This window comes from Paenibacillus sp. AN1007 (assembly GCF_040702995.1).
In the GTDB taxonomy this organism is placed as follows: Bacteria; Bacillota; Bacilli; order Paenibacillales; family Paenibacillaceae; genus Paenibacillus.
In genome coordinates, this window is sequence record NZ_CP159992.1 from 4,644,351 (window position 1) to 4,659,176 (window position 14,826).

The 14,826-nt window shown below is 47.0% G+C and carries 16 protein-coding genes; 9 read left to right on the top strand and 7 right to left on the bottom strand.

Annotated features, from left to right (window positions below; genetic code table 11):
* Positions 1-160: 160 nt before the first annotated feature.
* Positions 161-1,213, bottom strand: a complete 1,053-nt coding sequence (locus ABXS70_RS20950; protein ID WP_366290534.1) for a CotH kinase family protein — start codon at positions 1,211-1,213, stop codon at positions 161-163.
* Between the two features lie 343 nt (positions 1,214-1,556).
* Between ABXS70_RS20950 and ABXS70_RS20955 the strand changes: the two genes are divergently transcribed.
* The 4 genes from ABXS70_RS20955 (at position 1,557) to ABXS70_RS20970 (ending at position 4,463) form a co-directional block, all read left to right on the top strand.
* Positions 1,557-2,225, top strand: a complete 669-nt coding sequence (locus ABXS70_RS20955) for a hypothetical protein (RefSeq protein WP_366290536.1) — start codon at positions 1,557-1,559, stop codon at positions 2,223-2,225.
* 65 nt (positions 2,226-2,290) lie between these two features.
* Positions 2,291-2,428 (top strand): hypothetical protein, encoded by a 138-nt coding sequence (locus tag ABXS70_RS20960; RefSeq protein ID WP_342554443.1) that lies wholly within the window; start codon positions 2,291-2,293, stop codon positions 2,426-2,428.
* Positions 2,429-3,784, top strand: a complete 1,356-nt coding sequence (locus ABXS70_RS20965; RefSeq protein ID WP_366290539.1) for an arsenic transporter — start codon at positions 2,429-2,431, stop codon at positions 3,782-3,784.
* 13 nt (positions 3,785-3,797) lie between these two features.
* Complete coding sequence (locus ABXS70_RS20970) at positions 3,798-4,463, top strand: DUF2642 domain-containing protein (RefSeq protein ID WP_366290542.1); 666 nt, start codon at positions 3,798-3,800, stop codon at positions 4,461-4,463.
* Positions 4,464-4,575: 112 nt separating this feature from the next.
* Here the strand turns inward: ABXS70_RS20970 and ABXS70_RS20975 are convergent, their stop codons facing one another.
* Together ABXS70_RS20975 and ABXS70_RS20980 are read right to left on the bottom strand one after the other, a co-directional pair.
* Positions 4,576-5,316, bottom strand: a complete 741-nt coding sequence (locus ABXS70_RS20975; RefSeq protein ID WP_342554440.1) for a nuclease-related domain-containing protein — start codon at positions 5,314-5,316, stop codon at positions 4,576-4,578.
* A gap of 242 nt (positions 5,317-5,558) precedes the next feature.
* The gene (locus ABXS70_RS20980) at positions 5,559-6,452 is read right to left on the bottom strand and encodes an NAD(P)-dependent oxidoreductase (RefSeq protein WP_366290545.1); all 894 of its coding nucleotides are present in this window, start codon (positions 6,450-6,452) and stop codon (positions 5,559-5,561) included.
* Positions 6,453-6,729: 277 nt separating this feature from the next.
* Here ABXS70_RS20980 and ABXS70_RS20985 point away from each other — a divergent pair, with 277 nt between their 5' ends.
* The 3 genes from ABXS70_RS20985 to ABXS70_RS20995 are packed head-to-tail and all read left to right on the top strand — an operon-like array spanning position 6,730 to position 10,488.
* Entirely contained in the window at positions 6,730-7,866 is a 1,137-nt protein-coding gene (locus tag ABXS70_RS20985) for an endospore germination permease (RefSeq protein WP_366290548.1), read from the top strand.
* Complete coding sequence (locus tag ABXS70_RS20990) at positions 7,823-9,328, top strand: spore germination protein (protein WP_342554437.1); 1,506 nt, start codon at positions 7,823-7,825, stop codon at positions 9,326-9,328. Before ABXS70_RS20985 ends, ABXS70_RS20990 begins: the two co-directional genes overlap by 44 nt.
* Positions 9,325-10,488 carry a Ger(x)C family spore germination C-terminal domain-containing protein gene (locus ABXS70_RS20995; protein WP_342554436.1) on the top strand — a complete coding sequence of 388 codons (1,164 nt, stop codon included), beginning with the start codon at positions 9,325-9,327 and terminating at the stop codon, positions 10,486-10,488. Before ABXS70_RS20990 ends, ABXS70_RS20995 begins: the two co-directional genes overlap by 4 nt.
* Positions 10,489-10,749: 261 nt before the next feature.
* Here the strand turns inward: ABXS70_RS20995 and ABXS70_RS21000 are convergent, their stop codons facing one another.
* From ABXS70_RS21000 to ABXS70_RS21010, 3 genes are read right to left on the bottom strand one after another with little or no spacing between them, the layout of a single operon-like run.
* Positions 10,750-11,253: a hypothetical protein gene (locus tag ABXS70_RS21000; protein ID WP_342554435.1), complete on the bottom strand. Its 504-nt coding sequence runs from the start codon at positions 11,251-11,253 to the stop codon at positions 10,750-10,752.
* 60 nt (positions 11,254-11,313) lie between these two features.
* On the bottom strand, positions 11,314-11,715 hold the full coding sequence (locus ABXS70_RS21005; RefSeq protein WP_366290553.1) for a hypothetical protein: 402 nt from the start codon (positions 11,713-11,715) through the stop codon (positions 11,314-11,316).
* 20 nt (positions 11,716-11,735) lie between these two features.
* The gene (locus ABXS70_RS21010) at positions 11,736-12,098 is read right to left on the bottom strand and encodes a hypothetical protein (RefSeq protein WP_342554433.1); all 363 of its coding nucleotides are present in this window, start codon (positions 12,096-12,098) and stop codon (positions 11,736-11,738) included.
* Positions 12,099-12,226: 128 nt separating this feature from the next.
* Between ABXS70_RS21010 and ABXS70_RS21015 the strand changes: the two genes are divergently transcribed.
* The gene (locus ABXS70_RS21015) at positions 12,227-12,760 is read left to right on the top strand and encodes a hypothetical protein (RefSeq protein WP_342554432.1); all 534 of its coding nucleotides are present in this window, start codon (positions 12,227-12,229) and stop codon (positions 12,758-12,760) included.
* A gap of 190 nt (positions 12,761-12,950) precedes the next feature.
* On the opposite strand, the gene ABXS70_RS21020 is transcribed toward ABXS70_RS21015, so the two are convergent.
* Positions 12,951-13,235 carry a hypothetical protein gene (locus ABXS70_RS21020; RefSeq protein WP_342554431.1) on the bottom strand — a complete coding sequence of 95 codons (285 nt, stop codon included), beginning with the start codon at positions 13,233-13,235 and terminating at the stop codon, positions 12,951-12,953.
* Between the two features lie 242 nt (positions 13,236-13,477).
* Between ABXS70_RS21020 and ABXS70_RS21025 the strand changes: the two genes are divergently transcribed.
* Positions 13,478-14,797 (top strand): MFS transporter, encoded by a 1,320-nt coding sequence (locus ABXS70_RS21025; protein ID WP_342554430.1) that lies wholly within the window; start codon positions 13,478-13,480, stop codon positions 14,795-14,797.
* Positions 14,798-14,826 lie beyond the last annotated feature (29 nt).

Here is a 14,826-nt window from a genome sequence, read left to right on the forward strand (position 1 = left end):
TACGACTATTATATCGCATTTTCCAGCTGTACATCGTTACGTTCTTCTCATTTTTAGTATTAACCTTAATTTTTAACCTGAAATCGACTGCACATTATAACATGCTGACTATAAACCAAACAAAATACCCAAGTCAGCGCTGCCCGCTGCCTGGGTATCTTTAGAGCTGATTCAACGCAGTGCCCACATGCTCCCGGCGCTCCTTCACATACGTACGAATCTTCTCGGGTTCATTCAGAAAGACGTTCATCGGCCATTTCATGTAAGGGTCATTCTTCACATCTTCCTTGATCTCATCGTGCAGACGGTATACCAGCGGCATGACCTTCTTCTCCGTAAATGCATTCTCCAGAAGCTGATGCATCAGCCTCTTATACTGCCCACGATACACACGGAATGCCAACAGCCTGCCCGTCAGTTTGTTGTATCCCTGAATGCGAACCAAATTCGGATTGACCTTTACACCGTAACAATTTCTTCCCCAAGTCCCTTCGTAGTCCCAAGGCAGAATGCCGTATTTTCGATTCCTGGCTTGTTCATACCATGTATAGTTCTGATGAAATCCGTCAAAGTTGCCTGTCAGCACAGCCCCGCTTAACCAGCGCATATAGTTGTCAATATCCACTCTCGATTGCAAAAAACGGAATAAATCCATTTTCGACTTGGCATTTAATTGTTGTATAAATCTGCGCAGCCTTCTGCGATCCTCCATACTGCCCCGAATCAGGCTGTATCCCGACAGCACGTTTGTTCCCGATTCAGATGAACTGGAGGAGTGTGCAAAGTCGGCACGGTCGTTGACGGCATAGAAAATACTCCGGACCGGCATTCTCCTTTGACGAAAAAAAGAGGACTTCACCCCTTCGATTCGTAAATACACCCCTTCAAGCTGGCCATTGAGATATAGTACACAGTGGCGCGAAGCAGGGGCTGGTACACGAATCGATTCAAAAAATTGGAACGAAAGGGCGTTCCGCAGCAGTGACGGGTCATCGTATTCTGCATTGAAGTGGTACGTGCGGCTGGATGTACGAACCTCGAATGATTTTTTGACATAAGCACGTGTATGTCCTCCCCGGTACCGAATTCGAATGGGAAGCTGCTTACCATCTATATGCATCGTTCCATTTACAAACGTTTCTGACCATATATTCGATGTTAACTGCTGGTATTCGTTCGCAGAGACATGGATGTGGTAGACAGGTAGAGTCATTTCCATCCGCCTTTCGATCACTTGTGGAATTAGCCCGTAGACTGTTACACCATCCTATGCACATACACATCAGGACGGAAGGGCGATTGTACAGCCTTTTTTAGGAACCATATGCAAATTCATATGTAAAATTAGCTGATAAAACGTAACAGCAATCTATAAATTACCATTTCTTTCATAGATTCCTGCCAATTTACTATATAAATAGTGTTCTGCTGGTTCCTCCGATGTTACGTACACATATGATTAAACTACAGACAGACTCCAATGACGAGTGGAAGGGATTCATATAACAACCGTCATCGGCCTATCTGAACTTATATCAGGGAAGGGGCAATATACAATGTCTATGAACGGTCATGGATTGAGAGGTTTAGTCGGAAGAGAAGTCAAGGTCAATCGTGGAGGACCCGATTCGGTACAAGGTACGCTGATGGATGTGCGCTGGGACTATATGGCAGTGAGCTGCAAAGAAGGTATCGTGTATGTAAATGAATCTCATGTCAAAAGCATTACGGACACTGGCCGTTCCGGCGGAGTTAGAGGACCCATGGGGAATCCGATTCCATCCAACACATTCCTTGGAGTTATGCAGGCACTTCGCTTCCGCCAAGTACAGATCAACCGTGGAGGTCCTGAAAAAGTGGAAGGTATCCTGGCCGATGCCAACCAAAGCCAATTGATTCTGACTTTAAAAAATCAGGAGATCATTCGTATTCCGCTGCAGCACGTAAAATCCGTCTCTCTGGTTCGCGGAAGCAGCAATAATAACAACAGTAACAACACAAGCCAAGGGAACAAAACACAAAATACGCAATCCGGCGGCAATCGTTCCCAAGGGAATCGCAGTACGGGCAGCCAAGCTTGCAGAAATAAATCCCAAGGGAACAAAAATCAGGGAACTAAATCAAACAACAAGTCATGGGGAAACCAGTCTCACGGAAATAAGTCTGGTGGCAGCAAATCACGGGGAAATCAATCTCGTGGAAACAAGTCTGGTGGCAAACGTTAATTCAGCAAGGTAGTTCAACGATAATGAGGAGTTAATTTACTGCCAGTTTAAAGGGGGGAATGATCATGCTGATCTTTATTGCAATCGTCTTGACAGGTGTGCCTTTGTACTGGATCGTTATGCCGGGAAGGCCTGCCCCGACTCACGAACATCTGATTCCATCTTCACAAGGACTTCTCCCCCTGGGAGGTGAATCACAGTAAATGCCAGATTACCAGTTGTGGTTAACCTTCGGGGTATTCATCATCACGGTTATTTTTCTCATGTGGCGGCCGGGCGGATTAAATGAATCTATACCCACTTCGCTTGGTGCCCTGCTTCTTGTTATAACCGGTGTGAGCAGTCTAACTCATATCCTGGGTATTTTCGAAATTGTATCTGGTGCAGCAATCACGATTCTCTCTACCATTGTTATGTCCATCATTCTGGATAGTATCGGCTTTTTTCGCTGGATTGCTGTCAATATGATTGAAAAGGCACGCGGCTCCGGCTTCCGATTATTCTGGCTCATTCTATTACTCTGTTTTCTCATGACCATCTTCTTTAACAACGACGGCAGCATTCTGATCACTACCCCCATTATCATTCGAATTTGTGTCATGCTGCGTCTGAAAATGCATCAGCAGCTGCCCTACCTCATCTCCGGTGCACTCATCGCTACAGCTTCCAGTGCCCCCATCGGACTAAGCAACCTTGCTAACCTGATCGCCTTGAAGATGGTGGGATTAAATCTGAACACCTACACTCAGATGATGTTTATACCATCCATGCTCGGGATTACCGCCATGACTCTCCTGCTGCTCTACTATTTTCGCAAAAGCATACCCAGAGCTATCCACCATTTTCCGATATCTATGCAAAACGCATCTGGTTCAGGTTATCATCCGCTTCAGACGACTGAATCCGACAACTTCAAAAACAATGTAGACTGGTGGTTGTTCCGTGTCTGTATCGGAATTGTAGTGTTCATCCGGGCAGGATATTTTCTGGCGGAACAATTCGGTATACACATGGAGATCGTCGCCATCACCGGTGTGGTTCTCATGCTTGCTGTACGATGGTACCGTACACGCTCCGGACTGAAGGACGTCATCACGCAGACGCCATGGCATATTCTTCTCTTTGCCTTCAGTATCTATATTATCGTGGATAGTCTTCACCGAGCCGGAATGACAACATGGATTACTGAATTCACAGGTCCGATTGCAGCGAATGGAAATGCCAGTCTTATTGCTGTATCCGGTTTACTGCTGACGGTGCTGTCTAATTTGTTCAATAATCTTCCCTCGGTCATGATCGGAACATTTGCTGTTACTGACCTTCATTTGAGTGATGCCCAGCTGCATCTGGCGTACCTTGCCAATATATTAGGCAGTGACATTGGAGCATTATTGACCCCTATAGGCACACTAGCTACCTTAATTTGGATGTATATATTACGGACTCACCATATTCGAGTTTCATGGAAACAGTATATGAAGGTGACCTTCATTGTGATACCCATCAGTTTAATAATCAGCCTGTTTTCCTTATATATTTGGGTGGCTGTACTGTTTTGAGAGGAGGTATACTGTGAAACTTGCAGCGATGTTAGGTAAAAACATTGAATTTGAGCTATCCGGCTGTAAGCTGCTTATCCAGGGTGAGGTCATAGATGCAGGTGAAGATATCATGGTCGTGTATGGTAATCAACGCTACATTTATGTGCCGCTCCATCATCTTCAAACGTTGCGTTTTATGAAATCAGAAGAAAATTCAAATCATATGGACATGCCCACACCAGATCCTGAAATGGATCATGACAATATCTCTTATCGAAAAGTGCTCATGAATGCTCGCGGAAAATTTAGTGAAATCTCCATCGGTGGACGAACGCTGCACGGCTATATTACCAGCATCATGAACGATTATTTCATTTTCTATTCTCCTTTGCACCAATCCGTCTATGTGTCTATCCATCACTTGAAATACATTATCCCTTCTCCTGCCAACAGCAGACCTTATGCAATGGATTATCAGCATTTCCCGATACAGCCCTCTTCGATCTCGCTGTCTCGCACCCTCGATCAACAGCTGCAAAAAATGACAGGAGAACTTGTCATCCTGAACCTGGGTTACAAACCCGAACAGACAGGATTGCTGAAAAGTATAAGCAATAGAATGCTTGAAGTCATTGATGCCGAGGGTTCCGCACGCTTCATGCATACCAGCCATGTTCAAACCCTTCATCTACCTTGATGGGAATTAGAATACCAACAGGGATATTCCGGAGATTGGCATTATGCCCCGGAATATCCCTGTTATATGTTTGCTGAATCCGAAATCGAGACTCCTGTCATCTGACTGCTGATTACTTGATCCCTTTCGCCTTCGCCATGTGCTCGGCCCGAATCAGATGATCCGTTGAATTCGCTGTGTTCAGTATGTTCCAGATCGCCTGAATATCCTGCTCTGGGTACAAAGTTTCAGGGAGCTCTGTCTCCAGCCGTTCTGTCTTGCGCTGAATCGTCTCCACCAATTCATGATCGTAGATTACCATTTCATCGGAATTGACATACCTTACGGCTGGATCAACGCTGATTCGGCAGCGATTCGTGAATGTCACCATGGAGACAAGTCTCACACGTTTGTACTCTCCAAGATGTGCTTGAATGGCTTCAACATGAGCACGGTGCTGCATCAGCGGATTGTACATTTTGACACGACTGCTGCTCACCGACCAATTCGCTTCCCGCCGGCCGCCGCGAATCTCTCCGGTTGTCAGGTTCCGGGTTTCGATGACAAAGATTGCCCGCGGCCCAATGACCACATGATCAATCTGTGAATACCCCGAACGCGACTTCGGGTTGGTAACCAGAAGATCATTCAACACTTTATATTCACTGGGCAGACCAAGCAGAAGCTCGGAGGTCGTAGGTTCTTGCGGCACACTGATCCAATCCATATCCGACTTTTTCTTCTTGCGCCGACTGCGTACAAGACGTGGAGGAACAGCAGCTGCGGTTGACAGAGCTGAAGCTGTAACAGCATCGGTAAGTGGGCTCACAAGCTCTGGCTGCGTCTTGAACAGAGAACGAATTTTTTTGAACATGGGCAGACTCCATTCGATTTAGAGTGGCACATCCATTATGTAAACTTCTATTTCTTATGTCGGATTAAGTCGAACGAAAGTAAAGATGTTTTCCCTAAATTCATTTTTTACTTAAAAGTGCACGATATAATATACCCAAATCTGTGACTTTAGACACAGGTATATGTTCAAAATATAAAAAAAAGGCAGCATTCCCTTTTCCCTAAGCAAAAGAGTCCGCTGCCGTCTTCACATGTTGGCTTCTAGGCCTGGAGATAATACGTGTACAGCACTTGTGTACCTTTCTCATCCAAGCCGTTCTTCGATATTTCCTGATAGAGCGATTCCGCCAGAGCCAGTCCCGGTGTTTTCATGCCCATCGCTTGAGCAGACTCCAGTGCAATCCCCATGTCTTTGATAAAATGTTTCACATAGAATCCAGGCTCATAGTCGCCTGCGATCATACGCGGACCGAGGTTGCTGAGGGACCAGCTTCCGGCCGCGCCCGTCGCAATACTTTTCAGCACATTCTCCGCGTCCAGTCCCGACGTCTTGGCATAGGCGAGTGCTTCGCATACGCCGAGCATGCCAGAGGCGATCGCAATCTGGTTGCACATCTTGGTGTGCTGTCCGGCGCCCGCCTTGCCCTGCAGCACAATATTGGTGCCCATCTGCTCAAAGAGCGGACGAACTGCTTCAAAAGCTTCTGCGTCACCACCCACCATAATGGACAGCCTGCCGTCCCGTGCGCCGATATCACCGCCGGATACAGGCGCGTCCAGTGCATGCAGCCCTTTGGCGTTCGCGGCTTCGGCAATACGTGCAGCCAGCAGCGGGCTGGATGTGGTCATATCAATCAGATATGAACCCGGTCTGGCATGGGCAATCAGCCCTCCTTCTCCGAGGTATATCTCTTCCACATCTTTCGGATAACCTACCATCGTAATGACGACATCACACGCTGCAGCCAGTGCGGCAGGCGTTTCATGCCAGACAGCTCCCTCATTGACCAGGGCTTCGGCCTTGGCGGCAGTACGCGTGTATACATGGAGCGGATATCCCGCACGCTGAATATGACCCGCCATACTTTTGCCCATAACGCCTGTTCCGATAAACCCTACTTTAATCTCTTGAGGTGATTTTGTTGATTGTGTCATCGCAAGTTTCCTCCCTGTTCCTTGAGTAGTCCAAATGCTGCAGATGCTTGTCTGCAGTTCAGTTAGTATCCAGCATAAGCTAAACCAATCGTAAAACAATGAGTATCCAGCAAGATGAGCTAAGCCCGAGTCTGGCTCTTATACCGTATATGTTATAGCTTTCTTTCCACTACGTCCATCTCGGGCTGCTTTTTCTGTGAAAAAAATTGAAAAACGAATCATTATCTCATAGACTGTACAACCTAACGCAAACAGTTTGAAACGGAAGGGGATTGACATGAGTCAGGATAAAGGACAGATTACCATCTGGTTATCCATCTCCATCATTTTGCTCAGTGCCGGACTTGTCTGCCATGTCTTGTCGGTCCCGGCAATTCTGGATGCGGCCGGAAGGGATGGATGGCTCTCTGTTCTCGCAGCTGCACCACTGTTCCTGCTGTTCCTGGGTATGATGTACATCATTATCCGGCGGATCCGTGGACAGCGGTTGACCGATTGGATTGCCCGTGAGTTTGGCTTGGTGCCTTCGTGGATCTTTCGCATTACTGCGGCCTTATTATTGTTCTCGCTAGGCACACACACCTTATATGAAACCACGAACTGGACGGTATCCACTTACCTGCCCTTTACCCCAACCTATGTGCTGGCTGGTGGAGGCGCTTTGGTTGCTGCATGGTCCGCAGCCAAAGGCATCCGCTCGATTGCGATGACTTCCAGCATCCTGCTGCCTTTGGTGATTCTGCTTGGTTACTTTGTCATGTCTGCCAATATGAAATACAAGGACTACAGCGAGCTTTTCCCCATCATGGAACACGGCTGGACTCCTGTTATACGAGGTATGGTTTACTCCCTAGCGGGACTCATGGAGATCTGGGTGCTGATGCTCTTTCAACATGATATCAAAGGCAAGCTGCGCTGGTGGCATGTGCTGCTGCTTGGCCTCTTTATGATCAGTATGGCCATGGGGCCTACAATGGGAGCTATTGTCGAATTCGGACCGGATGAAGCTGCAAAACAGCGAAATAGTCCCTATGAACAGTGGAAGCTCGTCAATATCGGCAAGCTCTTTCAGCACGTTGATTTTCTTTCGATTTACCAGTGGCTCAGCGGCTCATTTGCCCGTGTTGCCATCTCTATATATCTGATTGTTGATCTGCTGGATATCCGCAGACCCAAAAAACGCTATACTGCCATTCTCTGTCTCACACTGATTATGTGTGCCCTGGCCATCCAGTGGTGGCGGATTGATTATGTCGATTATTATGTCGATCACATCCAATTTCCAGCCATGCTCTACTACGTGGCAGCAATCACCATTATTTTGACACTAGCCGCTCTGATTCATAAAAAGGACAAGGAGGCCCCTGCTCATGGCACAGCCGCCGCGAACAACACCAATCCGTCCGGAGACTGAACCGTTCCGTATCGATCAGCATTATTTGACGACCTATTTTGCAGGGTCCGATGACGTCATCATCGACAACCACTGGCTGGGTGACGGTCAGATGAAACTGGTTGTCGCTTACTGCAGCGGCATGGTCGATACTCAGATTATTCATGACATCATCCTGCCTGAGATGAAACGCACTTACGAAATCACACGTTTCATTCGCGTATCTGACATTGAAAAAAATATTAATCTGCAGTGGAACATCGTTGACCTTCACGATCCGCAGTACGGAACGGAACTTGTATCCCTTCGTGTTTTTGAAGGACACCTGCTTCTGTGTCTTCCTTCCCTGCAGGTTATGTGGAGCATTGATATTTCCAACATGCCTGCACGAACACCGGAAGAATCTACCACAGAAGTGTCAATCCGCGGAGCGAGGGATGGTTTTATTGAACCTCTTGCAGTGAATGTCGCTTTGATTCGGAGCAGACTGCGTACCGCCGAACTTGCCTGCAGCATCGAACTTATCGGATCGCGGTCAGCAACCAAAGTCGCTTTGATGTACATGAAGAACATCGCCAACCCGGAATTAATCAAGGATGTAAAACACCGTCTCAGCGCAATTCAGACCGAACGACTCATGACAGCAAATGAACTGGAGGAGCTGCTGTCGCCCGCCAAAATCACCCTGTTTCCACTTACTCATTACACCGGGAGACCGGATTTCGCAGCGGAATGCCTGCTGAATGGCCGCTTTGTTCTGATCGTGGACGGTAATCCCAGCGTAGTGATCGGACCCGTGAATCTGTTTTTGCTGCTCAAATCACCAGAGGATGCCAACTTTCCTTTTCTCCCAGTAAATATGGGACGGATGCTTCGGTTCATCGGTTTGTTCGTGACGATATTTTTGCCCGGTTTCTATATCGCCCTGACTTCTTTTCATATGGATCAAATTCCGTTTCCGCTTGTCGCTACGATATCCGTCGGTCGTATGGGACTGCCCATGGAATCTGGCATCGAGATGTTTCTCATCATGCTGCTGATGGAGCTGTTCCGGGAGGCAGGCGTGCGCCTGCCCAGTGCAATCGGACAGACGCTGACCGTGGTTGGCGGCCTGATCATTGGAGATGCTTCCATCCGGGCCGGTATGGTTTCTCCGCTTATGATTGTGGTCATTGCGGTCACAGTTGTGGCCGGTGCGACTATTGTCAATCAAGTCATGACCAGCTCTATTCTCATTTTGCGCTTTCTATGCTTTATCTTGGGGGCATCACTTGGGATCTACGGATTCATCTTGTCGATGATCCTGTTTTTAATCTACCTGACTGATCTCAAATCGTTCGGCATCCCATATCTGACTCCCGTAACACCGCTCAATATCAGACAAGCCATTACCTCCCTGTTCAAAGTCCCGACAGGCATCAGGAAACGCAGACCCGTCTACCTTGAAACGCAGAAACCGCGCAAGGACGGCAAAGGCCGATGAGCCGCATGCTGCGCCGCTGTCTGCTGGGTATATTGAGTCTGTCACTCTGTCTCATGAGCACGGGATGCTGGAGCGCATACGAGATTCAGCAGGTAGACTATGCGAAAGCAATCGGTATTGAATTTAAAGACGGGATGTACCACGTCTATGTACAGACTCTTGACTTTTCGAGTATCGCCAAAAGCGACAATTCTAGTAAAACGGCTGAATCTCCTCCAATCTGGGTTGGACACGCACAGGGAAAAACGATGAGTCTCGCCATGAACGAATTATGGCGGGCTTCCCAGCTTCACATCGCCTGGGGACATGTTACAGCGATTGTAATGGCAGAAAGTGTGCTGAACAATCGGCACATTAAGGATGTATTCGATATGCTCGGGCGATTTCCAGAAGCGCGGTACACAACCTGGGTATACGGTACACGGGAGCCTTTGCTGGATATTTTGAGCACCGCATCAATCTATAACATGTCTCCACTGGACAGTATCCTGCATAATCCGATGCCCAGCTATTTGGAGAATTCGTTATTTGCCCCTGTACTCAGCTTCGAACTGATTGCCAAGCATAATGATCCGGCAACGACAACATACTTGCCTGCCATTGCTTTGAACAAGGAGCTTTGGCTGCAGAACAAGAAGGAGCATGAATTGTTTATTATTGAAGGCGCCTATTTCGAGAGGATGGGAGAACGATTTCGGTTTCTGCCGCGAAGCGAACTGCCCGGATATCACTGGCTGATCAAAGGAATGCGCCGAGCTCCGCTGCTGATCCAGAAAGGTGATGTGATCTATGGAGCACTCAGCGTTGGCCTGCCTACGATCAAGATTGAACCCATTATTCGCGGGGAACAGGTCACCTTTCGAATCGATGCCAAATATCTGACCGCGCTGTATGAATATCTCATCCCCATGACATACGACGAGATGACCCGGGTAAGTGAAGCGGCACTTAAGGAACAGATCATGGAAACCTATCGGAATGGCTTGAAACAGGGAGTGGATGTATATGGACTGCAGGAAAAACTGTATCGCAAAAACCCCAAGCTGTGGCATAAGTTATCCGGTAACGGGGAGAATTTGATTCTCACGGAGGATTCGATTGAAACGTTAAACATTCACCTCACGGTCCCTTATACAGGGAAATACAAAAGGAAAGTGTAACTAGAGAAGCCCTCCTGCTGATGACGAGACATGTGCAGCAGAAGGGCTATTCAGCCGCAATATCTGTCAATGCAGACTAGGGCGTGTCTTGAAACCTACTGAAGTGCATCTTTTACCCTCTTTCCGCCCCCTGCTGCGTCACTTCCCCTTGACGTGCCCCGGCACGCCTGCGGGAAACTTCCTTGCCTGGAACGAAAATTTGGCAAAATCTGCTTTCTTCAGCATTTTCAGACACGCCCTAGTGAATAATATATTTCACCATCACGACTTAGAGCGTGAATGCTGCACCTGTTCCAGCACCCAGCCTACGATTACAGAAAACGATACGCCAAACAGCAAAATGGGAAAGTTATAGTACAGTGTATTAGTATATTGATTCAGCCAGCCAAAGCGGTATACCGCTGATTCCGGATCATGTGTATAACCGTTAAGCTGCACACGCAAGTCCTCAAAAAAATGGATCTCCCAGAAGACGGACAGCACACATAATGCCAAGGCTGCAGTACAGATCACTGCATTGCCCCATCTCCCCCAGTACTCACGTTGATCACACATCCACCATTTGGTCAGATATGCAGTCCAGTAACATAAAATCAGAAAGGTAATCAGCGCCGGAACCAAAGCCAGAATGCCCAGATTACCATTACCGGATACCCCTTTACCCGCCTCATGCTGAATCGTCATTCCATGGACTGCGAAGACCATAAATATATTCCATAATAAAAAGATAAGATAGCGTTTATTAATCCGTTTAATTATCTTCATCTGTCCCCTCCCGTCTCTCCTGGTTCAGAGAGGAATAGACTACGCTGCCTGCCAAATGATTTATTGTAAAAAAGGTACTTTTGAAATATCCGTTCCCAGGTAATCAACCGCGATCCAGGCAAGGATCCATAACAAGGGCAGCTGCATGATCCAGTAAGGAAAGATATACCTCTTGATATAATAAGAGTACCAGCCTGATAGCAAGGCTGCAATAACAGCGATGGGATACGACATGAGAAGTTCCCCCATCAAACGACCTGCGACTTCAAACTCTGGAGGGGTCGGTGCAGCAAGGGACATTCCCATGGCAAATGCGATGAATGGCCACATTAGTAAGGTTAATCCGTAGATCAGCGTGAACATCATAATGTATATAAAACTTCTCTCTTTACTTCTGTTTATGGATTCATCAGGCAAAATCATAGCTCCCAATTCGTCATAGTAATTTTTTTTATAAAACAACTGTGCTTCTTTTCTCCAGCTCACTTCCCATAATAATGCATTACTCTTATTCGTGTAATGAGAATCAGCAGTTGCGGGATACACACAAAGATGATATACATCAGCACGATCAACCACAGATGGGCGATAAAATTTTCTGCGCCGAAGGAAGGTTTGGGACGTTCGATAAAGTACCACCACGCCGGAATGGCGGCGACCCACGTCATTGTTGTTGAAGCCAGCATGTCTTTCACATCACTCCACAAGAAACAAAACAAGGCGGCAAAAAATACAGGAAAAATCCATGAATCCAAAATAGGTCCCCAGGTTTGGAACATGAAAATGATCGCAGGATACATAAGTATAATCGCCCAGCGCCAGTATGGATTTTTATAAATCGTCATGTTTCCTCCCTTTTCCAATCATTTTATTAATTATATAAAAAGTTGTTTAGAAAGCTGCCTGAGATAGGCATGTTTTGGGAAGTATTAGCTCATACTACCTTCAGGAAAATACGGAAGGAGTGGACTGCATGAATTTAAAACGCACAGCAGTCATTGGTACCATCCTCGCTTGCACCTCCTTAATATGGGGATGCGGCAATGGTAACAATAATACAAACCATTCGGCAGTGAGTGAGTCTCGCCAGACGGAACAGGCCCAAAGCTGGGGAGACCCCAAACGTCTGGAAGCCTCTCATCTTGAAGCTCTCGAACGCATGGAGAAAGATCACATTCATCGCATGGTTTCCCTGAGCGCAAGTACCGATGGAGACCAGGTCATGACGACACTGGAACGTTCAAGCCAAAAACTTGAAGAGATGAGACCTCTCGCCGAGATGCTTCAATATGAAGGCCACCCTACGCTGCTTCAGCGTATTCAAGATATGTCAGGAGATATCGAAGGCTCCAAAAACGCTCTTACCCAGATGAAAAGCACGATAAAGACGGGAAAAATCAAAATTCAATCCGCGAAGACGGACGCTCTTCAGCATATCAACAGTTTTCGCGACTACCATGAATATGTAGAAGGTCAAGCCGTCAAGATCATGAGTCAAGATCAATAAAAAGTAAAGCCGGGCTTGTACCCCTCTCATGGCCAAAACAAACAGTTAGACTCGGAGATTTACATCTGCCGGTTCTAACTTTTTTTTATTTCTTATGCCTAGATAACAACATGAATGATAAAGGAATATTATTACAAATATAGGATGATGAAGGATATGTTGCCCTGATCGCTTTTGCTCTCACCTTGCCTTACTCCACCCAAAGGGATACCCAGATAAATGCACAGAAAAATACAACAGGCGCAAGTGCTCCAGTGGCGATCCATATCCAGAGTTTCCCCGGTTTAGCACTGCTCCATGAGTTCCTGATCGGGTTCAAACACTCTCTACACCACTTGGCAAACTTCAACTGACGGATCATACGGCTCATCACCCGCTCCCGCTCTTTCCCTTCGGGTACGTCCTCTAAAATACCGCGCAGTTCCTTATATAAACGAGCCTCTTCCTGACGGATCTTTACATGCGGCGTGCTCATGTCAATCCTCCTCATAATTAGAATGCTTAATTCCTTATCGTGGCTAATACCTCAATTAAATATAACACGGCAAAATGCAAAAAGTTTGATCTTAAGAAAATGGAGATCATATATCGATTAGGCTTACAAAATCAGGATTGAAATCCATTTTACAATAACATACATTGGTATTATAGCAAATTCACAGCCCTATCCTGCCTCATAAAAAGAAATCGACCTGCATCTACGAAACGGAGGAAGTAATGAAGATTGAATCCAACGCTGCGAAACATAATTACGCCAAGCTGTTCGGCGCATTTTCTCTTACTTTTCTAGGAGATGGATTAACTCTGGCCGCTGTACCTTGGCTTGTCTCTACTCTTACAGCAGATACGTTATATGCATCCCTTACGATGACCGCTTTACGGCTGCCCTGGCTCATTTTCAGCCTTCCGGTAGGAGTGCTTATTGACCGGTATTCACGCAAACATATGCTGGTTGGAGCCAGTTTTACCCGCATGATGTTTTTATTGATGTTAACGATATGTATCTGGGGAGGCTGGATCAGCATACCGCTGCTTGCCTTATTTATGTTCGGTATCGGTCTGAGCCGGGTTGTCTTTGACAGCACGGTACAGACCATTATTCCTCAGATGGTGGAAGAGAAAAAGCTGGAAAAGGCCAATGGCCAATTCACAGCAGGACAGCTGATCACCAGCGATATATTGGGCGTAGCCCTCGGAGGATTTATTATTACGATGCATATCGTCTATCCTTTTGCCATCGACACGGTAACGGCTGTCATCTCCCTGCTCTTATTAATGGGTATACGCGGCAGCTTCCGGCCTGCGAACTCGAAAGCTTCCCAGGCTCAGGAAAAAGCAGCGGAAGCTTCTAAGCAAACAACCGAAGATGAGTCAGAGCACCAAGCTCGTCCAATGAAAAACTGGAGACGTGAGATGTGGTCGGGCATCCAATATGTGTTTCAAGACCGTTTTCTACGGGGTCTGGCCATTTTGTCGGTTACGATTACACTGATGTTTTCGATGATTCTGGTGACTCAGATTTTCTTTGTACGCGAGGTGCTGAAACTTGAAGCTTATGCCTTCGGCATCCTGATCTCGATTGCAACGATCGGCAGCATACTCGGCAGTCAGGCTGTGGCTTACATGCGGAAACGCTGGAGTTCCAAGCAGCTCATTCTGTTATCCATTCTGTCGATGGGGCTGATGTATGGAGCAGTGGGTCTAACCTCCAATGCTTACATTGTCGGCGGTCTATACTTCTGTGCGGCCTTTTTCATCGTTGTTTACAACGTGACCCGTTCATCCATCCTGCAGCGCTCCGTCCCTAATGAACTGCTTGGGCGTGTAGGCAGCGTGTTTCGATTTCTGTCCTTTGGCATCAGTGCCATCGGCACCTTGCTGGGTGGATTACTCGTTCGGATGAGCGAAACATTTTTTGATCGTCTCTTCTCTCTGCAGCTGCCCTATCTGCTGCTCAGTGCCGTTTACATCGCGGCCTGCTTCCTGTTTGCATCCAAAATGCGCAATGTGCCTGAAAAACAGCATCCATCGATATAAGTATGAGGTTCGCCCTGTAACCCCTCAGA